The following is a 26,648-nucleotide window of genomic DNA, read 5'->3' on the forward strand; positions in this document are numbered from 1 at the left end:
TTTCTTCGACTGCCAGCGTGCGGCCCCGTGCGGGCTGCGCAGGCTCAACGCATGTCCGAACCGCAGGCGCCGGGGGCCAGTGCAGCCTTCCGGTTTCCGATCCGCGTGTACTGGGAGGACACCGACGCCGGCGGCGTCGTGTTCTACGCCAACTACCTGAAGTTCTTCGAGCGGGCCCGCACCGAGTGGCTGCGTTCGGCCGGCTTTTCGCAGGAGCGGATGCGGGCCGAGACGGGCGTGATGTTCGTCGTCGCGCACACGGCCGTGCGCTACCTGCGCCCCGCGCGCCTGGACGACCTGCTCGAAGTCACGGTGCAGGTGCGCCGTGCCGCGGCGGCGTCGTTCGAAATCGTGCAGCAGGCGTGGTGCGAGGGAACCTTGCTGGCCGAGGGCGACATCAAAATCGGTTGCGTGGACGTCGCGAGCTTTCGCCCGCGGCGCATCCCTTCAGAGATCTACGAGAAACTTCGATGAACCAGGACTTGTCGATCATCCAATTGGTGCTGCAGGCGAGCTTCGTCGTGCAGATCGTGATGGGCGTGCTGCTCTTGATGTCGTTGGCGAGCTGGACGGTCATCTTCGGCAAGTTCTTCGGCCTGGGGCGCGTGCGCACCCTCAACGACGACTTCGAGCGTGAGTTCTGGTCGGGCCGCAATCTCAACGACCTGTACGGCATGGCGGCCGAGAGCGCCCGCCACGCGGGGCCGATGGAGCGCATCTTCGCCTCGGGCATGCGCGAGTTCCTGAAGCTGCGCGAGCGGCGGGTGACGGACGGGGGTGCGCTGCTCGATGGGGCCCGCCGCGCCATGCGCGCCAGCTTCCAGCGCGAGATGGACGCGGTGGAGTCGCATCTGTCGTTCCTGGCCACTGTGGGCTCGGTGGCGCCTTACATCGGCCTGTTCGGCACGGTGTGGGGCATCATGCATGCCTTCACCGGCCTGGCCAACTTGCAGCAGGTCACGCTGGCCACCGTGGCGCCCGGCATCGCGGAGGCGTTGGTGGCGACCGCCATCGGCCTGTTCGCCGCCATCCCGGCCGTCATTGCCTACAACCGCTTCGCGCGCGACATCGACCGCATCGCGATCAAGCTGGAGACCTTCATCGAGGAGTTCTCGAACATCCTCCACCGCAACATCGGCCAGGCGCAGGGCGTGAGCCCGGGGCAGCCGGCCAAGGTCTGAGGAGGCGGCGATGCCAGCGGTGACACCCCGCGGCGGATCGCGCCGGCGCACGATCAGCGAGATCAACATGGTGCCCTTCATCGACGTGATGCTGGTGCTGCTGATCATCTTCATGGTCAGCGCACCGCTCATCACCACGGGCCTGGTGGACCTGCCCAGCGTCGGCAAGGCCCCGCGGCAGCCCGACAAGGTGGTGGAAGTGGTGGTGGGCAGCGACGAGTCGATCAAGCTGCGCATCGACGGCAAGGACGCGGGCCCGGTGGCGCTCAACCGCCTGGCCGCTGAAGTGAAGTCGGCCCAGGAGGGCGGCCAGTCGGTGCCGGTGGTCATCTCGGCCGACAAGTCGGTGAAGTACGAGGCGGTGATCAAGGTGATGGACACCCTGCAGCGCGCCGGCGTGCAGCGGGTGGGCTTGGCCGTCAAATCCACGTCATGAACGCTCCGACGGACCGCGACGACCTGATGCCGCGGGCACCCGATGCTCGCGGCCGCGGCCTGCTGCTGGCGCTGCTGATGCACGTGCTGCTGGTGGTGGGCCTGGCGCTGGGGGTGAACTGGCGGTCGAGCGAGCCCGACGCGGTGGAGGCCGAGCTGTGGGCCGCCGTGCCGCAAGCCGCCGCCCCGGCCCCACCGCCGCCCGAACAGGAGAAGGTCTCGCCGGTGCCCCCTCCTGCGCGCAAGCAGGCGGAGCCGGCACCGGTTCAGGCCCCGGACCGTCAAGCCGACATCGCCCTGGAGCGCGAGCGCAAGCTCAAGGAGCAGCGCGAGAAGGAAGAGGCCGAGCGCAGGAAGCGCCAGGAAGAGGCCCGCAAGCTCGCCGAGCAGAAAAAGCGTGAGGAAGAGGAGAAGAAGCTCGCCGAGCGCAAGAAGCGCGAAGAACAGCAGCGCAAGGAGGCCGAGCAGCGGCGCCTGGCCGAGGAGCAGGAAAAGCGCCTCCAGGCCCAGCGCGAAGAAAGGCTCAAGCGGCTGATGACCGAGGCCGGCAGTGGCACCGCCCCGAGCGGCGTCCGCGAGGGCGGCGCTGCCGGCTCGCCTTCGCCTGGCTACGCGGCCAAGCTGCGGGCCCGCATCCGGCCGAACATCGTCTACACCGACGTGGCGAGCGGCAACCCGCAAGCCGAGGTGGAAGTGCGCGCCGCGCCCGACGGCACCATCGTCTCGTCGCGCCTGCTGCGCCCGAGCGGCAACGCCGAGTGGGACCAGGCCGTGCTGCGCGCGATCGACAAGACGCAGACGCTGCCGCGCGACGAGAACGGAAAGGTGCCCTCGCCCATCGTCATCACGTTCCGTCCTCGGGACCTGTGACGCCGGGGCCACGCGGGCAGGCGTGGCGTGGGGGGTGTGCATGCGGGCCCGGGGGGATGCGCCCGCGCCAGCGCGCCGCGAGCCGGCACTCAGTGGCCGGGCGGCGTCAGTTCCATGTTCCCGGTGGTCACGAACAGCCGCGAGTCGATCCGGCTCGACAGGACCTCGGGGGAAGCGAAGATCCTGATGCGGTTGCGGCCGGCCCGCTTGGCCTCGTAGAGGGCTTCGTCGGCCTGCCGCAGCAGATCGACGATGTCTGCCCGGCCCTCGGCCAGGGCACTGGCGGAAGCGTAGGCGACACCGATGCTCATGGTGCAGCTGACGAAGCTGCGGCCGGTGTCGATCTCCAGCGCCTCGAAGCTGCGACGCAGCCGATCCGCGAACACTTTGGCCCCCGGCACATCGGTGCCGGGCAGGACGAGGCAGAACTCCTCGCCACCGAGGCGCGCTAAGACGTCCGTCTCCCGCTTGGCCCGGTGCACGAGCTGCACCAGCGCGCGCAGGACGCGGTCGCCGACCTCGTGACCGTAGGTGTCATTGACCCGCTTGAAGTGGTCGAGGTCGAGCATGAGCAACGCGATCGGTTGCCCCATGCGCACCGCGAGGGTCGCGAGTCGCCCGGCGGCGATCTCGAAGCCGCGGCGGTTGAGAGCGCCGGTGAGCGGATCGCGGATCGCCAGCTGCCTCAGACGCTCGCCCAAACGGAAGTTGACCAGCAGCACGAACAGCAGCGCCAGCACGCCGCTGGCCACGAAGGACACGAGCGCGAGGACGGAGTTGGCCGCGGCGACGTTGTCCTGCAGGCGCCCCCAGCCGACCAGCGCGGCGCGCAAGCCCCAGCCGGCGGACTGCACAAGCGCGCACAGCAGCACACCGAGCAGCAGCGCGCGATACCCGGGGCGCAGTTCCCGCGCGGCCACCCAGGCGGCGTGCCACCACAAGACCATCGCGAGCATCGAGGTGAGAACGACATGCATTCCGGAGCGGCCTCGCAGCTCCAACCAGCCGCCGACGAGGACTTCGGCGGCGACCAACGCGCCGACGGCCAGGAGCCCCGGCCGGTGGCCGAAGAAGCGCCGCAGGCCCTCGCCGATGAGGCCGATGCCGGTCAGCAGCGCGGTGTCGCCCAGCACATACACGGCCCGGCGCCAGGGCACGGTCGTTTCCATCTGCGCGCCGGCCACGAGCATCCCTCCCAGGCTCACCAGGATACCGGCCAGCCACCAGCCCGGCCCGGGGATGTCCGGGACGGAGCGCATCAGGACTGCCACGAGCATCGCGGCCACCAGCAGCTGCACCACGTAGGCCGTGACCAGCCCCCAGAACTGGGGCGCCCCGAGCGTGAGCACCGACTCGATCATGCGATGCCTCCCGCCAGGCTGGCCTGCGGCTCTGCGGCCGGGGCGGGCGCCAGGCGTGAGCAGTTGCGCCCTTGCGCCTTGGCGGCGTACATGGCCTCATCGGCACGTGCGAGCAGCGAGCCCCAGCTCTCATGGGCGCTCAGTGCGGCCACTCCGATGCTCACCGTGATTCGCACGGCCGGGTCGGGGCCGACGGCGAACGGATGGGCGGCCACGGCCTTGCGGAAGTGCTCGGCCCGGGCCAGGGCGGAGGGACCGTCCACGCCAGGGAGCACGACGACGAACTCCTCCCCGCCGTGGCGCCCGACCAGCTCCTGGTCGGCGAAGCGATCGGCGAGCAGGTGCGCGAACTGCCGCAGCACATCGTCTCCGCCCGGGTGGCCGTAGCGCTCGTTGACGGTGCGGAAGTGATCGAGATCCATCGTCAGCAAGGCCACCGGCCGGCCGACACGGCGCGCGAAGGCCAGGGCCGAGGCCGCCGCGTCTTCCAACCCGCGGCGGTTGAGCAGCCCGGTGAGGCCGTCACGCAGCGAGACCTCGGCGAGCGCCTCGTTCATCCGCGAGGTCATGAGCAGGGTCAGACCGGCGATGACACCGAGGACCAGCATCGTGGTGACCATGCCGGCGAAGTCGTGGAAGAAGAACAGCTGCTTGTCGCTCCACCCGCCGGGCAGCAGGAAGAGCGCGAACCGCCCGAGGGCGAGCACCGCGATGCAGCCGAACGCCCCCTGCAGGAACAAGCGCACCTCGCGCACCAGGCTGCCGTCCACGTGCCTCAAGGTCAAGGCGGCAGCCGTCATGAGCACCGCGATGCCGGCCTGCCTCACCATCATGCGGCCGGGCTGGCTGGGCCAGGCGGCGACGAAGGCCGCGCTGGCCGCGAGCGCCGCGAGGACGACGCAACCCGCCAGGGCCCAGGGGCGGCTGCGATGCAGGTACTGTCGCAGGCCGATGAGCAGCAGTCCGTAGCCGGCGAGCAGGACGGGCTCGCGCAGCACGAGCAGCAGCGCCGGCAAGGACTCGCCCTGGCCGACAAGGAAGCTGCCGATGCCCAGGGGAACGACCGCCACGGCCCACAGCTCGGCCCCCTCCGAGGCAGGCACCTTGCGCAACGTCAACGCGAGCAGGGCCGCAAGCAGCAGCCCGAGCACCGAGCTCGCGATGGCGACGATGGAGAAGTCCAAGGTGTGCAGCTGCCTACGGTAAACCGGAGGGATCCCCGATGGCCGGCACCGGGTCGGGCGGCCCGCAGTATGCCCGCGCCTGTGCGTCACCATCAACACGGGCAAACCGGGAAATACGACCCAACTCCGGGGCTTCTGTATGCATTGTGCCGCCTGCGCGGGCCTCATAGTGTTGCCATCGGTCAGTGTGCCTTCACAAGCACCGTGCCGTTGCGAACGCCTCCCCACACTCGCGCCACACGTCATGTCCTTGCCTTCGATCAACCCCGGCGACGCCACCGTTCCGATGCCGCTGGACGACTTGCCGTCGCTCGACCCCCTGCCCCGTCGGGAGAAGACGGCGCGCCCGTCGTTCCGCTGGCCCACGCCCCCGTTCGGGGCCTACCCCGCCCCGACCGAGCAGTTGCAACCGATGACGTGCGAGGTCGAAGGACTCAACGGACGCACGATGCGCGGACGATTGATCTTTTTCGTTCCGGACGAAGGCGTGGTGCATGTGCAGGTGCCGCCGGCGCGCACGACGATGCCCTTGCGCTTCGATCAGTTCCGCAGCCTGCGGCTGCTGGATGTGCTCGCTCCGCTGCCGGCCCCACGGGACGACCCGCATGCGGCGATGCTGGATCTGCGCCCGCGCATGACGTACCGCGTGCGAGGCGCGCAGGGCACCCTCGAGGGCGAGACGGTGGGCCACGCCGAGACCGACTTCGGCTTGTTCCTCTTCCCGCCGGCCGATGACGAAGGCGGCGTCACGCGGCTTTTCATCCCGCGGCAGCACTACGAGCAGGTGGAGGTCGGCCCGCGCATCGGGGAATTGCTGGTGGCACAGAACGCGGCCACCGCGCAGCAGATCGAGCAGGCCGCGGCCCAGCAGCAGGAGATGCGCAGTCGCAAGCTGGGCGACATCTTGCTGACGCGGCGCGTCGTGACCCCGGAGCAATTGCTCACTGCCCTCGATCAGCAGTCGCGCATGCCCATGGTGCGCATCGGCGAAGCGCTGGTCTCGCTCGGCTTGATCACGGCGGCGCAGCTCGACGAAGCGCTGGAGCAGCAGAAGGAAGATCGCAGCGTTCCTCTGGGCGAACTGCTGGTGCGTCGCAACCTGGTCTCGCGTCAGGACCTGCAGGCGGCGCTGGCGCACAAGATGGGCTACCCGCTCGTGGACGTGACGAGCTTCCCAGTGGAGGCCGAGGCGCTGCGCAAGGTGCCCTTCGCCATGGCGATGCGCCTGCACGCACTGCCACTGCTGCTGCGCGACAGCCGCCTGGTGGTGGCGTTGGAGGACCCCTCCAGCCGCCCCACCCTGGAAGAACTGGAGTTCGCGAGCCAGATCAAGATCGTGCCCGCGCTCGCGCGGGCCGGCACGATCGAGGAGGCGATCCGCACCGCCTATGCCCGCATCGGCGTGACCGACGTGTGGGCGCCGCACCTGGGCGTACAGCCGCTCACGCTGGATTTCGAGCCGGTCGACGCCGGCAAGCTCATCGAGTCGCTGGAGCGCGAGATCTCGGCCGCCGGCGACGAGGACGAGGGGCAGATCGAGCAGTCGGACAACTCGCTCGTGAGGCTCATCAACACGATGATCATCGAGGCCCATGCCCAGGGCGTCTCGGACATCCACATCGAGACCTATCCCGGCCGCGAGAAGGTGCGCATCCGCTTTCGCAAGGACGGGCTGCTGCACCCGTACCAGGAGCTGCCGCATACCTATCGCAACGCGCTGATCTCGCGCATCAAGATCATGTGCGACCTGGACATCTCCGAGCGTCGCAAGCCCCAGGACGGCAAGATCAACTTCGCACGCTTCGCGCCCGGGCACAAGATCGAGCTGCGCGTGGCCACGATCCCGACCAACAACGGGCTGGAAGACGTGGTGATGCGCATTCTGGCCTCGGCCAAGCCGCTGCCGCTCGACGACCTCGGGCTGTCGGAGCGCAACCTGGAGCGCCTCAAGGACGTGATGCAGCGGCCGTACGGCCTGGTGCTGTGCGTGGGCCCGACCGGCTCGGGCAAGACCACGACGCTGCACTCGGCCCTCAGCTACATCAACGTGCCCGAGCGCAAGATCTGGACGGCCGAGGACCCCGTGGAGATCACCCAGCCGGGGCTGCGGCAGGTCCAGGTCAACCCGAAGATCGACTGGACCTTCGCGAAGGCGTTGCGCGCCTTCCTGCGAGCCGACCCGGACGTCATCATGGTCGGCGAGATCCGCGACGAGGAAACCGCGCGCATCGCCATCGAGGCGTCATTGACCGGACACCTGGTGCTGTCGACCCTGCACACGAACAGCGCGCCCGAGACGGTGACGCGGCTGCTCGACATGGGCATGGACCCGTTCAACTTCGCGGATTCGCTGCTGGGCGTGCTCGCGCAGCGGCTCGTGCGGCGGCTGTGCAACGAATGCCGTGTCTCGCGCCCCGCGACGGACGAAGAAATCGAGGAGCTGCTGGCCGACTACCTGCACGGCTGCCCCGCAGACGAGCCGCAGCTGCAACGCGACGAGGTGCTGCGGCAGTGGGTCGAGCGCTACGGGCGCCAGGGCAAGCTGGTGCACCACCACAGCGCGGGGTGCGACAAGTGCGGCCACACCGGCTTCCGGGGTCGCGTAGGCATCCATGAACTGATGGTGGCCTCGCGACAGGTGCGCCGGCTCATGCAGACCGGGGCCCGCTCCGAAGAACTGCTTCATCAGGCCCTGCGCGAGGGCATGCGCACTCTGCGACAAGACGGCATCGAGAAGGTGCTGCAGGGTCTGACCACCCTGGCCGAGGTGCGCGCGACGAGCAACGTTTGAGCCGCGCCTACGGGCTGAAGCGGCCGGCGATCTGGTATCGCACGCCAGGGTGGACCAGTCGTGCCCAGGTGATGGGCACGCCCCGGAAGACCGTGCGCCGCTCGATGACGAGGCACGCGTCGCCCTCGGCGATGTCCAGCAGCCGCGCCTCCTCGGGGCTCGCGGGGCAGGCGCTGAGCACGTACTCGGCGTCCCAGATGGGGGCCACCTGCAGCAGGTAGCGCGTGGGTGTGATGCGGGTGAAATCGACGCCGAGGTAGTCGGGCGCGACGGCCGGGTTGACGTAGCGGTCCTCGCACTGAAGCGCGACCCCGTTCTCGCGATGCACGATGAGGGTGTGGAACACCATCGCGCCCGGCTTGACGCCCAGCCGGTGGGCCACGGCCGCATTCGCCGGCTCGCGCGCCTGCAGGTGCACCTGGGCATCGTGCCGATGGCCCCTCTCCTCGATCTCCTCGTGCAGGTCGCGGATGGTGAGCGTCGACGAGACATGGTGCAACTGCGCGGCGAAGGTGCCCACGCCCTGCACGCGCTCGACCAACCCCTCGGCTTGCAGCTCCCGCAACGCGCGATTGACCGTCATGCGGCTCACGCCGAATTGCGCGACCAACTCGGCCTCCGACGGCATCAGTTGCCCCGGCCGCCAGCGGCCCTCCGCCAACCCGTCCTTCAGATGCTGCTTGACCTTGAGATACGAGGCGGACGCCGCGCGAGGCCCCGTCATGCTGACTTCCATGCCCGCATGGTAGTGGGGCGACCTTGTCTATACAAGCAGGCCAGCCGCCGCTACTAGGGAAGTTCCGCAATCTTCCCGGGTTGTCCGTCCTTGTCTATACAACTACATTGGCAAGGCGCCCGAGGGGCGTTCGTTCGACCAGGAGAAGCGCAATGAAAGCCAAACTCGTCGCGATGGCATTCGCGGCCTGCGTGAGCGTCGTTCAGGCCCAGGAGACGAAGGTCACCATCGGCATCTCGGGCTGGACCGGCTTCGCCCCCCTGACCCTCGCCAAGGAGGCGGGCATCTACAAGAAGCTCGGACTGGATGTCACGCTCAAGAAGATCCCCCAGAAGGACCGGCACCTGGCGATCGCCTCGGGCGACGTGCAGTGCGCCGCCACCACCGTGGAGACCTGGATCGTCTGGAACGCCAATGGCGTGGCGACGACGCAGATCTTCCAGCTCGACAAGAGCTATGGCGCCGACGGCATGGTCGTCAAGCCCGAGATCCAGAAGATCGCCGACCTTCGCGGCAAGACGGTGGCCGCCAGTGCGCCGGGCACCGCCCCCTACTTCACGCTGGCCTGGATGCTGAAGAAGAACGGGCTCAGCCTCAAGGACGTGAAGATCGTCAACCTCGAGCCCCAGGCTGCCGCCAACGCGATGATCGCGGGCAACGCGGGCATCGACGCGGCGATGACCTACGAGCCGTACCTCTCGGCCGTGCGGGCCAAGCCCGAGGCGGGCAAGATCATCGCCACCACGCTGGACTACCCGATGGTGATGGACACCTTCGGCTGCACGCCGAAGTTCCTGGCCGAGAACCCGAAGGCCGCTCAAGCGCTGGCCGACGGCTACTTCCAGGCGCTGGAGATGATCAAGAACGATCCGAAGAAGAGCTTCGAGATCATGGGCGCCGACGTGAAGCAGACGGCCGAGCAGTTCGAGGCTTCGCAGAAGTACCTGCGCTGGCAGGACCGCGCCGCCAACCAGAAGTTCTTCAGCGGCGAGCACGCGCAGTTCAGCAAGGAGGCCGCCGAACTGCTGCTCGAAGCCGGCATCATCCGGCAGATCCCCGACCTCACCAAGCTGGCCGACAAGAGGTTCATCCAATGAGCAGTGCGGGCTCGGCATCCCGCTGGACCCGCGCGGTGGACACCCCCGGCACGCAGGCGCCCGCCAGCCGCGCCGCGCCCCGCCGTCGCAGGCTCTGGCGTCCGCTGGAGCCGGTGCCTGCGACCACGCGCGTGTTGCTCGGCGTGGCCTTCTTCGTGCTGTTCGTGGCGCTTTGGGCAGGCATCACCTTCGGCGGCGTGGTGCCACCGACCTTCCTCGCCGATCCGTGGACGATGCTCGTCAGCGGCTGGCGGCTGCTCGTGCAGTTCGATTTCCTGCACGACATCGGCATGACCGTGTGGCGGGTGGTGGGCGGCTTCCTGATCGCAGCGGCGGTGGCCCTGCCCCTGGGCGTGGCGATGGGCGCCTACAAGCCGATCGAGGCGTTCTTCGAGCCTTTCGTCTCGTTCGCACGCTACCTGCCGGCGTCGGCCTTCATCCCACTGCTCATCCTGTGGGCGGGCATCGGCGAGGCGCAGAAGCTCGCGGTCATCTTCATCGGCAGCTTCTTCCAACTGGTGCTGATGATCGCGGTGGCCGTGGGCAACGCCCGACGCGATCTCGTCGAAGCCGCTTACACGCTGGGCAGCACCGATGCGACGCTCGTGCGGCGCGTGCTGATCCCGGGTGCCGCACCGCAGATCGCCGAGATCCTGCGCATGGTGCTGGGCTGGGCGTGGACCTACGTGATCGTCGCCGAGTTGATCGGTGCGTCCAGCGGCATCGGCCACATGATCACCGACAGCCAGGCGTTGCTCGCCACCGATCAGATCATCTTCGGCATCATCGTGATCGGCCTCATCGGCCTCGTCAGCGACTTCGCCTTCAAGTGGTTCAACCGCAGGCTCTTCCCCTGGGCCGAGCTCGGCCGCTGACCGGATGACGACCATGACCCCTTCGAACGCGAGTGCCTTCTTGTCCATACGCGGGGTGTCGAGGCGCTTTCGCACCTCGGGAGGCGGCGAGACGCTGGCCCTGCAAGCCACCGACCTGGACGTGGCGGAGAACGACTTCATCACCGTGCTGGGGCCCAGCGGCTGCGGCAAGAGCACGTTGCTGCGCATCGTGGCCGGGCTGGACCAGCCCTCCTCGGGCGAGGTGCTGCTCGAAGGCCGGCCGATCGAGGGGCCGGGCGCCGACCGCGGCATGGTGTTCCAGAGCTACACGCTCTTTCCCTGGCTGGACGTGCTGGACAACGTGTGCTTCGGCCTGCGCGAGCGCGGCTGGCCACGCACCCGGCAGGTCGAGGTGGCGCGTGCCTTCATCGCCAAGGTGGGGCTGACAGGCTTCGAGCACCACTACCCCAAGCAACTGTCGGGCGGGATGCAGCAGCGCGTGGCGATCGCCCGCGCCCTGGCCAACGACCCGCGCATGCTGCTGATGGACGAGCCCTTCGGCGCGCTGGACCACCAGACGCGCGAGCTGATGCAGGAGCTCCTGCTCGGCATCTGGGAGGCCGAGCGCAAGACCGTCCTTTTCGTCACGCACGACATCGACGAGGCCGTCTTCATGGGCAGCCGGGTGGTGGTGATGAGCGCACGCCCCGGGCGCATCAAGCTGGATGTGAAGGTCCCCTTCGCGTACCCGCGCCACTACTCGATCAAGACGACGGCCGAGTTCGCGGCCTTCAAGGCCGAGCTCACCGAAGCCGTGCGCGCCGAGGTGCGCGCGGCCCAGGCGGCCGAGGCGATGGCCTGACGCGAAAAAGGGGCACACGCGCGGGGCAGGTCACGTCACGACGCTCAGAACGAGGCGATCGGAGCCGGCTCGCCCTTGCGGAAGGTGAACACCGTCACCGGCGAGGACTTCAGGTTGCCCTTGGCATCGAAGGCATAGGTGCCGGCCACGCCCTTGTAGCTGCCGCTGCTGATGGCCTGCGCCACCTTGGCCGGATCGGTCGAGTTGGCCTTCTGCATGGCCTGCGCGATCATGTGGACGGCGTCGTAGAACGACACAGCATACGTCAGCGGGTCACGCTTGTTGGCCGCGCGGTACTTCTCGATGAAGGCCTTGCCTTCGGTGGCCTTGTCGAGCAGCGCACCGCCTTGCGTGCACCACACGTTGTTCTCGACCAGTTCGTTGCCGGCGAGCTTGGCCGTCTCGGTCGAGCAGATGGTGTCGCCGCCAAGCAGTTTGGCATTCAAACCCAGCGACTTCATCTGGCGCACCATCGGGCCCGCCTGCGGCGCATAGCCGCCGAAGAAGATCGCCTCGGGGTTCTGCGCCTTGAGCGTGGTCAGGGCCGCGGTGAAGTCGATGGCCTTGTCCGAGGTGTACTCGCGACCGACGATGGTCAGGCCCTGGGCCTTGGCCTCGCGGGCGAACTCGTCGGCCACGCCCACGCCGTAGGCGGTGCGGTCATCGATGATGGCCACGCGCTTGAGCTTGAGCTCCTTGGCGGCGTAGGTGGCGATGTTGGCCCCCAGCTGCGTGTCGCTCGGGCCCACGCGGAACAGACGGGCAAAGCCCTGCTCGGTGATCTTGGGGTTGGACGCGACCGTGGCGACGATGGCGCCCGCGTCGTTGTACACGCGCGAGGCCGGCATCGTCACGCCCGAGTTGTAGGGCCCGACGACGAAGCGCACGCCGCTGTCGACCAGCTTCTGCGCGACCTGCACACCCTGACGCGGATCGGCCTGGTCGTCCTCGGCCACCAGCTCGAAGCGCACCGGCTTGCCGCCCACCTGGATCGGCTTGGCGTTGAGTTCCTGCACCGCGAGCTTGGCGCCCGCCAGGTTGTCCTGCCCGTGGGCGGTCTGCGCGCCCGACAGCGGGCTGCTCAGGCCGATCTTCACCGTGGTTTGCGCCAGGGCGGGCGCGCTCGCCATCGCGGCGAGGGCCAGGCTGGCCACGGTGCCCCACACATTCTTCTTCGCGCATGCGAACATGGTCATCTCCTTCGTAGGGTTTGGGCGCGCAGGGCCGCGCCTGCCACATCGTGTGCAGCAGGGCCGGGCCCATGCCGACGGAAGCGGATTCTGGGCCCCGGGAGCTTGAAGAAATTGCGGAACTGCGTGCCGAAAAGCGGATTATTCACGCCCCGGCAGCCACCCACCCTGAGCGAACTCAGAACGTGAGCGCATCCAGCAGACGGTCCGCCCGGCCGTCTTCAGGCAGCACGTAGACCACGCCGCGGGCCCGGCCGAGCACCGGGCGCACCACCGAGTCGTAGAACCGAACCGGCACGACCACGCAGCCCAGCGACTGGCGATTGTCGGCGGCCTGCGGGGTGGCGAGCGCCTGGAGGCGCCGGCTCTCGGCAGTGCCGGGACGCACGCGGTGCAGTGCGAGGGCCGCGTCGTAGTCGAACCAGACCACGTCCTCGCCCTGGAGGTTGACGCCTGGCTCGCTGTCGAACCGGCCCGCCGGCGTGGTCCGCTCGTGGGGCAGCAGTTGCGAGGGGGGCTTGTCCCCCACGCCGGGCCAGGTGCGGTCTCCGACCGCCTGCCCGAGCAGGACCGAGGTGGCGCCGACCAGCCTGCCCTGCCGTTCGAACACGTAGAGCAGCGCGTGCTTCTTGTCCACCACCGCGAAAGGCCTGCCGCGATGGTCGTCGGAGCGCAGGACGTGCGACACCAGGCGGTGCACCTCGCCATTCTTCAGGGAGGAGGAGTCCCCGCCCGCGCGGCTGGCATGGCTGGGCCAGGCCAGCAAAGCGGCGGCCACGCACGCCCCGGTGACCGCCCATGACCGGATCGAATTCCATCGCTTCGCCCACCCGCTCGATCGCACCCGCTGCTCCTGTCCTCGTCCGGGCTCCCGGCCCGCCTTCGTCGCCGCACTGGCCGCCTCACGGGAGGCCAGGGCACCGACGGCCAGGCGCAAGGATGCAACAGACTGCCCCCGGGTGCCGCTCCTCTTCTGACCGCTCGCGTGACCTCGATCACGGCATCGCGGGCGCGAGAGCTTGCACGCCCGCCCGGGTCGTCCAGATCCAGCAGCCCACCATGAACGATTCGACGCTTCTCGGGCGCCTGCCGCGAGCGCGCGGATGGACTCCCTGCAGTCAGACGTGCAGTGAGCGCGACCGCGCAAGCACTGCGCAAGCACTTGGATACGTGAGGCCGGAAGACGCGACCTTAGGATCGCGAGCTTCACCACGCACCGTGCCTCCCGGCCACCGCCCGTTCGTGCGGCACACGGGAGCCTGCCTTCGATGGACGCACTGATCGACCTGCTCAACACCTTCTTCTGGAGCTACGTGCTCATCTACGGCCTGCTCGCCGTCGGCGTCTTCTTCACGTTGCGGCTGGGCCTGATCCAGTTCCGCCACTTCCCCGAGTTCTTCCGGCTCGGTCGCGGCAGCCGCGGGGACCGGTCGGGAATCACGCCCTTCCAGGCCCTGTGCACCACGCTCGCCTCCCGCGTGGGCACCGGAAACATCGCCGGCGTCGCTGTGGCGCTCAACCTCGGCGGCCCGGGGGCCATCTTCTGGATGTGGATGGTGGCCCTGGTCGGCATGGCCACCGCCTATGCCGAAAGCACGCTCGGCCAGCTCTACAAGACCCGCGACGAGCGCGGAGGCTACCGCGGCGGGCCGGCCTTCTACATGGAAAAGGGCCTCAACGCGCGCTGGGCCGGCGTCGTCTTCTCGGTATGCCTCATCCTCACCTTCGGCCTGGCGTTCAATGCCGTGCAGGCGAACTCGATCGCCGAGGCGGTGCAAGAAGCCTTCGGCGTGCCCAAGCTGGCAGTGGGGGTGGGTGTGGCCATCCTCGCGGCGGCCGTGATCTTCGGCGGTGTGCGGCGCGTGGCCTCGATCTCCGAGATGCTCGTGCCGTTCATGGCCATCGCGTACGTGCTGGTCGCGCTCTACGTGGTGATCGTCCGGTACGACGCGGTGCCCGCGGTGCTCGCGAGCATCGTGAAGAGCGCCTTCGGCTGGCACGAAGCGGCCGGAGGCGTCGCGGGCTCCGTCACAGCAGCCATGCTCAACGGCGTCAAGCGCGGCCTCTTCTCCAACGAAGCCGGCATGGGCTCGGCCCCCAACGGCGCGGCCCTGGCGACACCCGTGCCGCACCATCCCGCGAGCCAGGGTTTCGTGCAGGCGCTGGGCGTGTTCATCGACACGATCGTCATCTGCACCGCGACCGCCCTCATGATCCTGCTGTCGGGCACCCTCCAGCCCGGCTCCGAGCTCACCGGCACCAAGCTGACCCAGGCCGCCATCTCGGTGCACATCGGAGCGGCGGGGGACTACTTCGTCGCCACCGCGATCTTCTTCTTCGCGTTCACGTCCATCATCGCCAACTACGTCTACGCCGAGAACTGCATGGTCTACCTGGGCCTGGGCGGCCGGGGCCCCGTCACCGGACTGCGCCTGGCCGCGATGGCGATGGTGATGTGGGGTTCGTACGAGACGGTGGCCACCGTGTTCAACGCGGCCGACGCCTCCATGGGGCTCATGGCCACGATCAACCTGGTGGCCATCGTCCTGCTGTCCGGGACGGTGGCCGCCCTCACCCGCGACTACTTCGAGCAGAAGAAGCGGGGCCGCGAGCCGCGCTTCCGCGCGGCCGAGCACAAGACACTGCGCGGACAGGTCGACGCGCAGATCTGGCGATGACCGCTGCGCCTGGCCAACCCGGGGCGCCCGTTGGCCCGAAGCCGGGCCGACCACCCCCTCGGGGGGTCGGGCACAAGCCGGGGGGCCGCACTCGGCGACCGGGGCCTGGCCGGATTCAAGGGTCCAGCCTCAGCCGGCGCAGCGACACTTTCGCGAAGCGCTTGCAGGCACCGTCCCAGTCCCAGCGTTCCACTTCGCATTGCCGTCCCGCAAGCGCGCGGATGAGGTTGACCGAATTGGGGATGCCGTCGCGTATGCGGTGCGAAACGGCCGTCCCGGCCTGCACCGCCCAAGCTCGGCGAGGAAGCCCGGCATAGGCCTCATCGAGGGCTCGCAGATACGGCAGGTGAATGTGTCCGCCCAACACCAGGTCTGCACCGGCCGCGACCCAGGCGCGCACAGCCGTCTCCCGCTCGTGCAGCAGGTTGTGCCGGTCCTCGTCGCGCACGGCGAGCACCGGTTGGTGCGTGACGACGATGCGAATCTGATCGCCGCCTCGCGCGCGCCGCAATCGCGCGGCGACCTGTTCGACCTGCGCCCTCGACACCTCTCCGTCCTTGTGCCGGTAGCGGCGGGTGGTGTTGACGCACAGCACCAGCCAGCGGTCGTCCTCGAACTCGGGCTCGAGGTCCGCCTGCACCCATCGCCGATAGCCGCGGTACGGCGCAAGGAGGCGGCCCAGCACGTTGAACAACGGGATGTCGTGGTTGCCGGGGATGGCGAGCACCGCGGGCACTCCCAGAGCGTCCAGGAACGCGCGCGCCGCCCGGAACTGAGCGCGCCGCGCACGCTGCGTGAGGTCGCCCGAGATCACCGCCAGCGCCGGTTGCTGTTCGCGCACCAGCTCGCGCAGCGCCTCGGCAGGCCCGCGCAGTTCGGTGCCGAAATGGGTGTCGGACAAGTGCAGCAGCAGGCTCACCGCCTCAGGCCCCCGGAGGCTCGGCCATCAACCACAGGGGCCGCGGCGCGGGGCGGAACCGCAGCGGGGTGCGCAGCCACAGCACTTCACCGTCGATCGCGACCTTCAGCCAGCGCGGGCGAGTGGCCCCACTGAGCGACTCCACCTCCAATTCGCGGAAGCCGAAGCTCTCCACCGCCCGGGCCTGCTCGAGTTGCCCGGTGGCGCCCTTCCACAGCAGCCCGAGTGTGGAAACCGGGTCGAGCGGCCGCACCCACAGGGCCACCAGTTGGCCATGATCGAGCGCTTCTGCCTGAGCCACCCCCAGCCGGTCCAACTGCAGGCGGTTGTTGCCGACGAAGATCGTGGCCGCCTCCAGCAGCCGCGGCTCCCCGTCGAGCTCCACCCGCAGCGCGAGACGCCGACGCTCGCGCAGGACCGTGCGTATCCCGGACCACAGGGCCACCCACCGATGCCGCCCGTGCTCGCGGGTGGCCGCCTCGCGTTCCTCGAGCACGCGTGGATACAAGCCCACGCTGGCGTTGACGAGAAACAGCCGGCCGTTGACCTCTCCCACCTGGACGGCGCGCGGCCGCGCCTTCAGCAGCGACGCGAGGGCCTGCTCGAGCTCCAGCGACAGGCGGTGCTCGCGGCCGAAGTAGTTGAAAGTACCCTGCGGCAAAGCGGCGAACGGCAGGCTCTCCCGATAGGCTTCCTGCGCGACGGCGTTGAGCGTGCCGTCGCCGCCGGCGGCCACGAGGATGCCTCCCAGGCGCCGCGCCTCCTCCACCGCCGCTCGCGCCACCGCCGGCACATGCGCCCCGCGCCGCACGGCATGCACGCGGCAGGCGCGCCCGGCCTCGCGGGTCAAGCGCTCGATGAGGTCGGCCGCCTCGTGCGCCGGGCGCGCACCCGAGCGGCGGTTCAACACCACGACGAGCGGCGCCTGCTCTGAACACAAGGGCGCCGCGGGGCCGGGCTCCTCGCACCGGGCGAGCTCCGTCGCGGGCCTGTCGTCATCGCCCGCCTGCGCGGCAGCAGCGAGTCTTGCGTGCGCGCCGGGGGCGCGGGTGGCAGGCGAAGCAGCTCGCACGACGGGATGCATGATGGCCGAGGCTCGATGGGCAAAGCGCCCACCGCTCCAGCAAGCTCCCTGCCTGCCTCGGCCGGCCCTGCTCACGCCGTCCGGCGCGGCCCCTCCTCAGGCAGCCTGCGCATCCCCCTGCAGCGCGACGCGCAAGGCCGGGGCGTGCAGCGCGGGGGTGCCCGAGTCGTCCGTCACCGGCAGCAGGGCGCGCAGCGCCGCCCCCGACACCGTCTCGTGCTGCAGCAGGGCATCGGTGAGTCGGTGCAACGCGTCCCGATGGCGGTGCAACGCTTCGCGGCAGGCGGACTGCGCTTCCTCCAGCAGCGTACGGGCCTCGGCCAAGGCGCGCTCCTGGATGTGCGGCCCCACCAGCTTCTCGGGCACGCCGTGCAGGCTGAGCAGGCCGAACTCGCGGCTGAAGCCCATGGCGCTCACCATGTCCACGGCGAGCTCCGACGCCCGCTTGAGGTCGTCGGAGGCGCCGGAGGTGGTGTTGCCGAAGACCATCAGCTCGGCCTCGCGCCCGGCGAGCATCATCGCGAGCCGGGAGCGCAGTTCGTGTTCGCCATAGAGTGGGATCTCGTTCTCGCGCGTGACGAAAGTCACGCCCAGGGCCTGGCCGCGAGGCTCGATGGTGACGCGCTCCACGGTGCCTGCGCCCAGCACGTGAGCCACCACCGCGTGGCCGCTCTCGTGGATGGCGATGCGATGGCGCGCCTCCGGTGTGAACATCGCTTTGACGCTGGAGACCTCGCCGCCCAGCTGGTGCGCCTCGAGCGCTCGATGCACGTGCTCCTGCGTGACCTCCTCGCGGCCCTCTTCGGCCGCCATCACCGCCGCCCGGTTCACCACGTTGGTGATGTCGGCATGCGACAAGCCGGAAGACGAGCGGGCCAGCGCCTCCAGGTCGAATCCCGGTTCGGCCTTCACACGCGCCAGGCACAAGGCGAACAACGCGTGCCGCTCGTGCACGTTGGGCAGTGCCACCCGTGCCACCAGGTCGAAGCGGCCGGGTCGACGCAGGGCCTCGTCGACGTTCCCCACATGGTTGGTCGCACCGATGACCACCACGTTCTCGCTCGCCTCGAACCCGTCCATCTCCACCAGGAGCTTGTTGATGATGCGGTTCTCCTCCGACTGCCCGCCGGCCACCTTGGCCCCGGTGGAGCGCTTGCCGATGCCGTCGAACTCGTCGATGAAGACGATGCACGGCGCATGCTTGCGAGCCGTCGCGAACAGCTCGCGCACCTTGGTGATGCCCGCCCCATAGAACATGCTGGAAAAGTGCGAGCCGTCCACCGCGATGAAGTTGGCCCCGCACTCGCCGGCCAGGGCTCGCGCGAGCAGGGTCTTGCCGGTGCCGGGAGGGCCTTCGAGCAGCACGCCGCGCGGCGGCTTCGCGCCGAGCGCGAGGTACTTCTGCGGGTCCCGCATGAAGGCTGTCACCTGCTGCAATGCGGCCTTGGCCTCGGCAGAGCCGATGACGTCGTCGAACCGCGTCGTCGGACGCTCCGCGAGCTTCGCCTTGCCGCCGGAGCCCTGCGTCTGACGCACCAGGTACACGACGATGAGAGCCATCACCACCACGGTGAGCAAGCCCATCGCACGCTGCAACACGGTGCCCGCGCTCGCCAGGATCTTCTCGCCGGTGCTGCGCTCATCCACGCGCACGGGCGTGAGCGCAAAGCCGTGCTCACGGCTCATCGCCTCCAGCCGCTCCTTGAGGCCGTCGCGCGAGGACAGCAGCTGCGTGCTGTAGCGGTCTCCCGCGCGGGTGGTGACGAGCAGGCGGTCGCCGTCCACGCCGACGGCGGCCACCTCGCCGGCCGCGACGGCCTGCGCGAAGTCGGACACGTTGCGGGGATGATCGAGCCAGCTGGGGGCTTCGCGTTCGAACTGGGCGGCCAGCTCGGTGCGCGGGGCACCGGCAGAGCCCGAGGTGGCGTGGTAGTCGAACGCCACGGCGGCGCCGAACACGGAAAAGCCGGCGAGGGCGCCGGCGACGACTTGTACCCAACGGGGCCAGGAGGCGAATGGCTTCATGAGGTTTCCGGGTTTGGGACCGATATGAGACCTCATGAACGGATCAAAAGTGCAGCAACAGGAGGAAAAATCGGTACTTCTTCCCTGATTAGAGTGGCCGCTCTACTTCGAACCCCATAAAGGACCGCTCGCCGGACGCCTGCCCGCTGCGCGGGCGCAGGGATCACCGCCGCCTGGTGCCCGGGGAGCCGGTCGCGCCGGGTGGTCGCCCAAGGCACCCCCGCGGGGTACACGCCTTGCCTGCCGCCACGGCGAGGCCGGCCGCACGCCGCCCGCCGACCGAAGGAGGACTGCAATGACGAGCGAGGTTTTCGATCGCCCCGGCCATGAACGCGTTGCCGTGGACGTGGACGACCCCGCCGAGCTCGAGTACTGGGTGACCGAGCTCGGCGTGGGCGAGGAAGAGATCCGCAGCGCCGTCGAGGCCGTCGGCCCGCAGGCCGTGGCCGTGCGCGAGTACCTCGCCAGCCACGTGACCGCGCCCCGCTCTTCGCTCATCTAGGAAGTCGCGGGGATCGCAGGCGCGAGCGCGACGGGCGGGTGCAGCCGCACGCGCGCCCCAGGCACCGCCACCACCTGGCCCGCGCGCAGCTTGCAGCTCTTGCGCAGCTCGTCGCGCCCATCGACCTGCACCTTGCCCTCGGCCACCAGGGCTTTGGCCTGCCCGCCGGTCTCTGCCAACCCCGTGGCCTTGAGCAGCCGGTCCAGCGTGATGAAGTCGCCGCGCAACTCGAAGTCGATCCAACGCATCGCTTCATTCTCGCGCACACGGCCGGTCACGATGCGGCCCCTTCGTGCGTGGCGATGCAGTTCGCGGCACACTGCGAGCATCGGCGTCTTCGCCGGCTCGCTGCTTGCCCCGGCATGGGCAACCGGCCCGCGAGCCGGCGAGAAGACCGAAGGAAGAGAACCGGCATGAACTCGCCCGCGGGCACGACCCGCCCCTTGCGCATCGGCATCTCGGCGCGATTGATGTACCAAGTCCCCGCCGAGCTGGGATTCAAGAACAAGACCCTGCAGTACCTCGAACAGTCGCTGGCGCACTGGATCATGGAGCACGGCGCCATGGCTTTCATGATCCCCGCCGTGGCAGAAGACAGCCGCCGCGCCGCAAGGCATCTGTCCGTCGTCGAGTACGTCAACGAACTGGATGGGCTGGTGCTGCAAGGCGGAGCCGACGTGGCGCCTCAAACGTACGGCCAGGAGCCGCTCGATCCACGGTGGGCCGGCGACGCGGTACGCGACCGTTACGAACTCGCCCTGCTGAGAGCCTTCCTCCAGCACGGCAAGCCCGTGATCGGGGTGTGCCGGGGCTGCCAGCTGCTCAATGTGGCCTTCGGCGGCACGCTCTACCAGGACGTCGCCACGCAGTGCCCGCACGCGCAGCCGCATGTGGACCCGGACCTGTACGACCGGCTCGAACACGAAGTGACGTTCGTGCCCGGCAGCCGGCTCGCGCAGATCTACCGCGGCGCCCTGCGCCTGCGCGTGACGAGCATCCACCACCAGGCCATCCGCCAGCTGGGCCGGGATATCGAAGTGGAAGCGGTCTCCAGCGAAGATGGCGTGGTCGAAGCCATCCGCTGGACGAAGGGCTACGCGCGCGGGGTGCAATGGCACCCCGAGTTCCATGGCGATCGGCGCACGCTGGCCGACAGTTCGCCCATCATGCTGGACTTCCTCACCGAAGCGCGCGCGGCCGCGTTGCGGCTGATCGACCACGCCGAGTGCGCCGATCGGCGGGTGCCTCGCCCGCCGCTGCGCCTGCCGTTCGAGCCGGCGCCCGAACAGATGCACCCCGTCGACGGCTGACCGCGCATCTCCTTCGCGCGCGGCCGCCGCCTGACGTCCGGCGCCTCCTTACTGCGTCGTGCGGCTCTGTGTGTTCTCCACCCGCAGTCGGTTATCGACCGCCACCACGCCGCGCACGCTCGAAGCCAGTTGGGTGGCCCGCTCGCGGGCCGCCTCATTGGGCGCCTTGCCCGACAACGTCACCCGACCGTTCTCGGTATCGACGTCGATCCCGAGCGCGCTGAGCTGGTTGTCCTTGGCGAACTCGGCGTTCACCGACGCGGTGATGGCCGCATCCGAGATCGCATCGCCCGCCCGCTCCACGCCGCGTTCGGTGGCGTCGGCCGCGGCGCCGGCGGCCTCGCGCGTGCGCTGCGCCGCCCGTTCGGCCTGGGCCTGCATCTGCTCGGTCTCCCGGTCTGCCTTGGCAATCACCGAGTCGAGCTTCTGTCCCGCGGTGCGGTCGTCCGGCTCGCGGTCACCGCACGCCGTCAGCGCCACCGCAGCGGCCACCGCGCCCAGCATCGTCAAGGTCCTTTTCATCGCTCACTCCTTTGCGTTCCCTGCGCCGCCGTGCGGCGGCATCGATCGAGGACCGCGCCTCGCGCGGCCTCGCGGATGAACGATCGGGGTCACACGACGAGCCGACCCGCCGGTACCGGCGCCGAGGAGTCCAGCCGGACCCAGCCCGGCTCTCCCGGCGACGTGCCCGGCACAGGAGGGCGCTGCCCATCGCTGTCTCCGCAGTAGCGGGGCATCGAGCGTGGGCCTGCCACCAGACGCACACCGGGCCGGCGGCCCGTCTCGTCGCGGGGCATCGCCGAGCAACCGTCCTTCCAGCCTGGAGATGCAAGCGCCCGCACCGAAGGCTCGGCGGCAGGCCTCGACGCGACCACGCTCGCAGCGCAGAGCGCGACGGCGGCGACCCAGGCAGGCAAGACGGACAGCATGGCAGCCTCCCGTGCAATGTGAACCGATCGATGCAGTCCACTCTACGCAGCAAGCCGTGAGCCGAATGTCGGCCCGGGGACGCGGGCCGTGTCAGCGCGCACTGACAAGCAAGACGCGCGCAAGGCGGAAGGAACGATCCTCCTGGGGGTTCTTCTGCGCCAGGCAAGCGCTCAGGAATACGCGGTGAGCGTCTGCCGGCCCCACCAGTGCTCGCCCGGTCGCAGCGTGACGGGCTCTTCGATGCACGCCGCCTCGATGCACAGCATGCGACGGAAGTCGGTCGGCGCCATGTCGTCGAACGAGGCCGTCTTCTCGACCCAGGGGTTCCAGATGACCGCATCCTTGAAGCCCTGGTTCTCGACCTTGACGCGGCGCCGGCCATCGTGGAGCACGATCGGCTTGGGTGTGTCGAAGTAGATCCGGTCCACCTCCTGGTCGACAGTGAGGCGGTGCCGGTGCTCCCAGTCCTCGACGCCGCGCACCTTGTCGCGAAAGCGCAGTCCGCCCAACCCCTCGACGCTGGCTTCCTCCACCTCGCGCACGCGCAGGTAGGTGTGCAACGCCGCCGTGAAGCTGTAGGAGCGCGCGTCCGCCGGGCCCGGGTGCTCCACGGCGAGTTCGATGTCCAGACGCGCACCTCCCACGACCACGGTGAGCTCGGCGTCGAAGCGGTGCGGCCACAGGCGCCGGGTCGCCTCGTCGTCTCCCAGGTGCAGCACGGCCAGCGCATCGTCGCCGCCCACCTCCGCTCGCACGAGCTTCCAGCGGCGGTCACGTGCAAAGCCGTGCTTCGGCAAAGGGCCGAGCTGGTCGAACTGGGGAAAGATCACCGGCACGCCGCCGCGCACGGGCTTGCCTTCCTCCAGATGGGCGCGGTCCGAGAAGTAGAGCTGCTCCTGCCCTGCGGCCGGTATCCAGGACACCACCTGGGCGCCCAGCAGCAACACGGTGGCCTGCGCACCATCGGGCGCGCGCAATTGCACGGCGGGGGCGCCGCGCACGTAGGTGAGTTCTGCGGTGGTCGGTTCGTGTTTGTTCATGACCGAGAGCTTACGACGCCATGGCGCCAAAACCCCTGCCCCTCATCCGGCCTCCCGGCGCGGGTCACCAGTGCGGGTCTGGAGGCGTCCTCGCGCGGCGCCTCGTCGGCAGACCCGTGCTCGAGGCCCTGAGCGTGGCGTGAGGCCCCGGGCGGCCCATCTCGCAGAGGGCGCGCGGCCCCTGGTCCGCCAACTGCTAAGCTGGCGGCACTGCGGCCTCGCGTCGGCCCCTCGGCCTCGCCGGCCCGCCCTGCCTGCTCCGTGCGATGAACCCTCCTCCACGCCCCGACGACCGCGCCATCCTGCCTTCGCCTTCGGCCGCCTCCGTGCAGGAGCAGGCCGCCGAGTTCGGTCGGCCCACCGAGGGCTGGCGCGAGCAGATGTACATCGTCATCTTCGAGGCCGACACCCGTGCCGGGCGTCTCTTCGACATCGCACTGATCGGCGCCATCCTCCTCAGCGTGCTGGTCGTGGTGCTGGACAGCGTGCAGGCCCTCAACCGGCGCTACGGGGCCTGGTTCGACGCCCTCGAGTGGACCTTCACGCTGCTCTTCACCGCCGAGTACATCGCGCGGCTCGCCTGCGTGCGACACCCGTGGCGCTATGCACGTAGCTTCTTCGGCATGATCGATCTGCTCGCGGTCCTGCCCACGTACCTGGCCATCCTGGTGCCGGAGCTGCATGCGCTGATCGACGTGCGCATCCTGCGCCTGCTGCGCATCTTCCGGATCTTCAAGCTCACCCTCTACGCGGCCGAGTACCGCATGCTCGCGCGGGCCCTCGCCAGCAGCCGGCGCAAGATCATCGTGTTCCTGGGCTTCGTCGCGATGGTGGTGCTCGTGATGGGCACGCTGATGTTCGTGGTCGAAGGCCCCGAACACGGCTTCCACAACATCCCCATCGGCGTGTACTGGGCGATCACGACGATGACCACCGTCGGGTTCGGCGACATCACCCCGAAGACCGACCTCGGCCGCGCGATCGCCTCGCTGATGATGCTGCTCGGCTGGGGCGTGCTGGCGGTGCCCACCGGCATCGTGACGGCAGAAATGACGAGCCTGCGCCACCGGCCGGTCACCACACGCACCTGCCCGGAGTGCCTCACCGAGGACCACCCGCCGGACGCGAACTTCTGCCGCCACTGCGGCGCCCGGTTGCCGCTCTACCGCACCGACGCGGCCCCGCCCGACCAAGCCGAGAACCGCCGCAACACCGCATAGTCGCGCCGCTCTCCCGGCACGGAGGCGGCCAGCACATACTCGCGCACCGTCCACTGCACCCGGTCGATGACGCGCGGCTCACACGCTCCCGCCGCCTCGCGGGCCATCGTGACGTGGGGAGCGTAAGCGCGGTCTTCCAGTTCGAACCCCCGCTCGCGCAGTTGCTCTCCCAAAGCCGCATGAAGCGCCAGCAGCGGCAAGGGCACTTCGCCGGGCCCCATCCACGCGATGCCGCGCCATCGGCCTGCACGCTCGATGGCGAACTCGAACGGCTCGAAGGGCACGGCGGGCAGCGACATCAGCAGTGCTCGCCGGGACGGCTCCAGCGGCCCCAGGAAATGCAGCGTGAGATGGAGTCGCGCGGCAGGCACGAGCCGCGCGCGGCGCGGCCACGTCCAGCGCGCCTGCTGCTGGGCCAGCGCCTCGCGAACCGGCGCGGGCGGCCAGAGCGCGAAGAACCACCTCGACTGCGGCGGAAGGTCCGCCCCCTCGTCCAGCGTCGCACCAGGCCAGGTCCGTTCGCCCGATATGCCTCCACGATGACTCATGTTTCCCCACTTATTTCCTTGATCTCCCTCACGGCTGGGCCTCACACTGCGGTGTCGGAGGAGCGCGACCGCTTCCAGGCGGTCCCACAGCAGGATGAAACCGCTGGACGCAGAAATCGGCTGTGCGACCGCCCTGGTCGTGGACGGCAACCCGGCCTCCCGCAGCATTCTCACCAACATGCTGAGGGACTTCGGAGTCAGGCAGGTCGTGCAAACCAGTCGCGCGGCAGACGCTCGCAAGGCGCTGGAGTACCGCCATTTCGACATCGTGGTGTGCGAGTACCACTTCGAGGGTCAGGCCATGACCGGGCAGGACCTGATCGACGACCTGCGTCTCGCCCAGATCCTGCCCCTGTCCACGGTCGTCGTGATGATCTCGAGCGAGGCAGGCTACGAGCGCGTGGCCGAAGCCGCCGAAGCCGCGCTCGACGCCTACCTCATCAAGCCGCACACCGAGGAGGCCTTGCGCGAGCGCCTGGTGCAAGCCCGGCATCGCAAACGCGTCCTGCGCGACGTCATCCAGAAGATCGAGGCGCGCGACTACCTCGCAGCGGCCGAGCTCTGTCAGGCCCGCTTCGAAACGCGCAGCGCATGCTGGATTCAGGCGGCGCGCATCGGCGCGGAGCTCTGGCTCAAGCTCGGCAAGCCTCACAGCTCGCAGAAGCTGTTCGAGGCGATCCTCGCCACGCGGGCCTTGCCCTGGGCCAGGCTGGGCATCGCGCGCTCCGAGTACCAGGCCGGCGGCGTGCAGAAGGCCCGCCGGACGCTGGAAAGCCTGCTGAATGACCAACCCCACTACGCCGACGCCTACGACGTGATGGGCCGCGTGCTGCTGGAAAGCGGCGAGCCCGACGCCGCCTTGGCCGCGCTCAGGCGCGGCTGCGACCTGGCCCCGGGCTGCGTCGCGCGCGTGCAGAAGCTGGGCGTGCTGGCGTTCTATCACGGCACTCCGCACGAAGCGGGCGTCGCCCTGCAGCGCGCCGTCATCCTCGGGCTCAACTCCAAGGTGTTCGACCTCCAAGGGCTCGTCCTGCTGGCCCTGCTCAAGTTCGACGCAGGCGACCTCCGCGGCGTGACCCAGTGCCTGAGCTCGATCAAGGCGTCTCGGGAAGGCCAGCCGCAGAGCGCCCGGCTGCGACGCTTCGAGGAAGTGATCCAGATCGTGCGCGCGCTGCTCGAGCGCCAGATCGCCGAAGCCGTGATGAGGACCCAAGGTCTGCTGCAGGAACTGCGCGCGCCCGACTTCGAGTTCGAGGCGGCCAGCAACCTGCTGGCCGTCCTCGCCCGGCTGCTGCGCCGTGAGGTCAAGTTCCCCGAGCTGTCCGAACATCTTCAGACGCTGGCTGCACGGTTTGCCGTCTCGCGCGCCAGTTGCGAACTGCTCAGCCGGGCCGCGCACGGACGACCGGACTTCGATGCCCTCATCCGCGAGTGCTATGCGTCCACCTGCGCCCGCGCCGAGGAAGCGGTCTCCCACACCCTGTCCGGCCGGCCCGACGAGGCCGTCGCGCTGCTGATGGACGCCGCCGAGCGCACACTCAACGCCAAACTCATGGATCTCGCGCAGCACACGCTGGAACGCCACTGGAGTGCCATCGCCGATCGCGAGGCCCTCAAGGCCCGCGTCGATGCGCTCGACAAGCAGTACCGCAGCTACGGAACCCAGATCCGGCTGGGCCAGCATGACATCGTGCGGCTCGAGCAGGGGAGCCCGCGGCCGGGGGCCGAGGCAACGCCCGCTCCCGGCAGCTGAAAGCGCGCGTGCGCACACCCTTCGCAGGCACGCGGACTGCCGGCCCCCCGGTGGGGAGGCCGCCCGGCTCATCTCGCCCCACAGACGACCCCACCG

General features: G+C 69.4%; 25 protein-coding genes. 13 read left to right on the forward strand and 12 right to left on the reverse strand.

Annotated features, from left to right (window positions below; all coding sequences use genetic code 11):
- Positions 1 to 51 precede the first annotated feature (51 nt).
- From ybgC to tolA, 4 genes are read left to right on the forward strand one after another with little or no spacing between them, the layout of a single operon-like run.
- Positions 52 to 474, forward strand: coding sequence for a tol-pal system-associated acyl-CoA thioesterase (gene ybgC / locus OMP39_RS10450; protein ID WP_264891665.1), 423 nt, complete (start codon positions 52 to 54; stop codon positions 472 to 474).
- Positions 471 to 1,181, forward strand: a complete 711-nt coding sequence (gene tolQ, locus OMP39_RS10455) for a protein TolQ (RefSeq protein ID WP_264891666.1) — start codon at positions 471 to 473, stop codon at positions 1,179 to 1,181. Before ybgC ends, tolQ begins: the two co-directional genes overlap by 4 nt.
- 10 nt (positions 1,182 to 1,191) lie before the next feature.
- The gene (gene tolR, locus OMP39_RS10460) at positions 1,192 to 1,617 is read left to right on the forward strand and encodes a protein TolR (RefSeq protein ID WP_264891667.1); all 426 of its coding nucleotides are present in this window, start codon (positions 1,192 to 1,194) and stop codon (positions 1,615 to 1,617) included.
- A complete protein-coding gene (tolA, locus tag OMP39_RS10465; protein ID WP_264891668.1) occupies positions 1,614 to 2,486 on the forward strand; it encodes a cell envelope integrity protein TolA in 873 nt (290 codons plus the stop codon). Before tolR ends, tolA begins: the two co-directional genes overlap by 4 nt.
- 89 nt (positions 2,487 to 2,575) lie before the next feature.
- On the opposite strand, the gene OMP39_RS10470 is transcribed toward tolA, so the two are convergent.
- Together OMP39_RS10470 and OMP39_RS10475 are read right to left on the reverse strand one after the other, a co-directional pair.
- Positions 2,576 to 3,847, reverse strand: coding sequence for a GGDEF domain-containing protein (locus tag OMP39_RS10470; protein WP_264891669.1), 1,272 nt, complete (start codon positions 3,845 to 3,847; stop codon positions 2,576 to 2,578).
- The gene (locus tag OMP39_RS10475; protein WP_264891670.1) at positions 3,844 to 5,031 is read right to left on the reverse strand and encodes a GGDEF domain-containing protein; all 1,188 of its coding nucleotides are present in this window, start codon (positions 5,029 to 5,031) and stop codon (positions 3,844 to 3,846) included. The genes OMP39_RS10470 and OMP39_RS10475 overlap by 4 nt, the downstream gene beginning before the upstream one ends.
- Positions 5,032 to 5,275: 244 nt before the next feature.
- Here OMP39_RS10475 and OMP39_RS10480 point away from each other — a divergent pair, with 244 nt between their 5' ends.
- Positions 5,276 to 7,822 (forward strand): GspE/PulE family protein, encoded by a 2,547-nt coding sequence (locus OMP39_RS10480; protein WP_264891671.1) that lies wholly within the window; start codon positions 5,276 to 5,278, stop codon positions 7,820 to 7,822.
- Between the two features lie 7 nt (positions 7,823 to 7,829).
- Here the strand turns inward: OMP39_RS10480 and hutC are convergent, their stop codons facing one another.
- Complete coding sequence (hutC, locus tag OMP39_RS10485; RefSeq protein ID WP_264891672.1) at positions 7,830 to 8,546, reverse strand: histidine utilization transcriptional repressor HutC; 717 nt, start codon at positions 8,544 to 8,546, stop codon at positions 7,830 to 7,832.
- A 164-nt stretch (positions 8,547 to 8,710) separates the two neighbouring features.
- Here hutC and OMP39_RS10490 point away from each other — a divergent pair, with 164 nt between their 5' ends.
- From OMP39_RS10490 to OMP39_RS10500, 3 genes are read left to right on the forward strand one after another with little or no spacing between them, the layout of a single operon-like run.
- Positions 8,711 to 9,655, forward strand: coding sequence for an ABC transporter substrate-binding protein (locus tag OMP39_RS10490; RefSeq protein WP_264891673.1), 945 nt, complete (start codon positions 8,711 to 8,713; stop codon positions 9,653 to 9,655).
- Positions 9,652 to 10,530, forward strand: a complete 879-nt coding sequence (locus tag OMP39_RS10495) for an ABC transporter permease (protein ID WP_264891674.1) — start codon at positions 9,652 to 9,654, stop codon at positions 10,528 to 10,530. Before OMP39_RS10490 ends, OMP39_RS10495 begins: the two co-directional genes overlap by 4 nt.
- Before the next feature lie 13 nt (positions 10,531 to 10,543).
- Positions 10,544 to 11,353: an ABC transporter ATP-binding protein gene (locus tag OMP39_RS10500; protein WP_264891675.1), complete on the forward strand. Its 810-nt coding sequence runs from the start codon at positions 10,544 to 10,546 to the stop codon at positions 11,351 to 11,353.
- A gap of 44 nt (positions 11,354 to 11,397) precedes the next feature.
- Here the strand turns inward: OMP39_RS10500 and OMP39_RS10505 are convergent, their stop codons facing one another.
- Together OMP39_RS10505 and OMP39_RS10510 are read right to left on the reverse strand one after the other, a co-directional pair.
- Positions 11,398 to 12,543: a branched-chain amino acid ABC transporter substrate-binding protein gene (locus OMP39_RS10505; RefSeq protein WP_264891676.1), complete on the reverse strand. Its 1,146-nt coding sequence runs from the start codon at positions 12,541 to 12,543 to the stop codon at positions 11,398 to 11,400.
- A gap of 178 nt (positions 12,544 to 12,721) precedes the next feature.
- On the reverse strand, positions 12,722 to 13,321 hold the full coding sequence (locus OMP39_RS10510; protein ID WP_264891677.1) for a L,D-transpeptidase: 600 nt from the start codon (positions 13,319 to 13,321) through the stop codon (positions 12,722 to 12,724).
- 490 nt (positions 13,322 to 13,811) lie between these two features.
- Here OMP39_RS10510 and OMP39_RS10515 point away from each other — a divergent pair, with 490 nt between their 5' ends.
- Positions 13,812 to 15,221, forward strand: a complete 1,410-nt coding sequence (locus OMP39_RS10515; RefSeq protein WP_264891678.1) for an alanine/glycine:cation symporter family protein — start codon at positions 13,812 to 13,814, stop codon at positions 15,219 to 15,221.
- Between the two features lie 115 nt (positions 15,222 to 15,336).
- On the opposite strand, the gene OMP39_RS10520 is transcribed toward OMP39_RS10515, so the two are convergent.
- The 3 genes from OMP39_RS10520 to OMP39_RS10530 form a co-directional block, all read right to left on the reverse strand.
- Complete coding sequence (locus OMP39_RS10520) at positions 15,337 to 16,140, reverse strand: metallophosphoesterase family protein (RefSeq protein WP_264891679.1); 804 nt, start codon at positions 16,138 to 16,140, stop codon at positions 15,337 to 15,339.
- 4 nt (positions 16,141 to 16,144) lie between these two features.
- Positions 16,145 to 17,053, reverse strand: a complete 909-nt coding sequence (locus OMP39_RS10525; protein ID WP_264891680.1) for a diacylglycerol/lipid kinase family protein — start codon at positions 17,051 to 17,053, stop codon at positions 16,145 to 16,147.
- Between the two features lie 267 nt (positions 17,054 to 17,320).
- On the reverse strand, positions 17,321 to 19,249 hold the full coding sequence (locus tag OMP39_RS10530; RefSeq protein ID WP_264891681.1) for an ATP-dependent metallopeptidase FtsH/Yme1/Tma family protein: 1,929 nt from the start codon (positions 19,247 to 19,249) through the stop codon (positions 17,321 to 17,323).
- A 295-nt stretch (positions 19,250 to 19,544) separates the two neighbouring features.
- Here OMP39_RS10530 and OMP39_RS10535 point away from each other — a divergent pair, with 295 nt between their 5' ends.
- Positions 19,545 to 19,751 carry a DUF3606 domain-containing protein gene (locus tag OMP39_RS10535; protein ID WP_264891682.1) on the forward strand — a complete coding sequence of 69 codons (207 nt, stop codon included), beginning with the start codon at positions 19,545 to 19,547 and terminating at the stop codon, positions 19,749 to 19,751.
- Here the strand turns inward: OMP39_RS10535 and OMP39_RS10540 are convergent.
- Complete coding sequence (locus OMP39_RS10540; RefSeq protein WP_264891683.1) at positions 19,748 to 19,999, reverse strand: RNA-binding S4 domain-containing protein; 252 nt, start codon at positions 19,997 to 19,999, stop codon at positions 19,748 to 19,750. The genes OMP39_RS10535 and OMP39_RS10540 overlap by 4 nt on opposite strands.
- Positions 20,000 to 20,164: 165 nt before the next feature.
- On the opposite strand from OMP39_RS10540, the gene OMP39_RS10545 reads away from it, so the two are divergent.
- Entirely contained in the window at positions 20,165 to 21,061 is an 897-nt protein-coding gene (locus OMP39_RS10545; RefSeq protein WP_264891684.1) for a gamma-glutamyl-gamma-aminobutyrate hydrolase family protein, read from the forward strand.
- 48 nt (positions 21,062 to 21,109) lie between these two features.
- Here the strand turns inward: OMP39_RS10545 and OMP39_RS10550 are convergent, their stop codons facing one another.
- Together OMP39_RS10550 and OMP39_RS10555 are read right to left on the reverse strand one after the other, a co-directional pair.
- Positions 21,110 to 21,583 (reverse strand): BON domain-containing protein, encoded by a 474-nt coding sequence (locus OMP39_RS10550; protein ID WP_264891685.1) that lies wholly within the window; start codon positions 21,581 to 21,583, stop codon positions 21,110 to 21,112.
- 578 nt (positions 21,584 to 22,161) lie between these two features.
- Complete coding sequence (locus OMP39_RS10555; protein ID WP_264891686.1) at positions 22,162 to 23,031, reverse strand: D-hexose-6-phosphate mutarotase; 870 nt, start codon at positions 23,029 to 23,031, stop codon at positions 22,162 to 22,164.
- 266 nt (positions 23,032 to 23,297) lie between these two features.
- Between OMP39_RS10555 and OMP39_RS10560 the strand changes: the two genes are divergently transcribed.
- Positions 23,298 to 24,251 (forward strand): ion transporter, encoded by a 954-nt coding sequence (locus OMP39_RS10560; protein ID WP_264891687.1) that lies wholly within the window; start codon positions 23,298 to 23,300, stop codon positions 24,249 to 24,251.
- On the opposite strand, the gene thpR is transcribed toward OMP39_RS10560, so the two are convergent.
- The gene (thpR, locus tag OMP39_RS10565; protein WP_264891688.1) at positions 24,194 to 24,799 is read right to left on the reverse strand and encodes an RNA 2',3'-cyclic phosphodiesterase; all 606 of its coding nucleotides are present in this window, start codon (positions 24,797 to 24,799) and stop codon (positions 24,194 to 24,196) included. The genes OMP39_RS10560 and thpR overlap by 58 nt on opposite strands.
- Before the next feature lie 94 nt (positions 24,800 to 24,893).
- Here thpR and OMP39_RS10570 point away from each other — a divergent pair, with 94 nt between their 5' ends.
- A complete protein-coding gene (locus OMP39_RS10570) occupies positions 24,894 to 26,552 on the forward strand; it encodes a response regulator (protein WP_264891689.1) in 1,659 nt (552 codons plus the stop codon).
- Positions 26,553 to 26,648: the final 96 nt, after the last annotated feature.

The organism is Schlegelella aquatica, from assembly GCF_026013905.1.
GTDB classification, from domain to species: Bacteria; Pseudomonadota; Gammaproteobacteria; order Burkholderiales; family Burkholderiaceae_C; genus Caldimonas; species Caldimonas aquatica.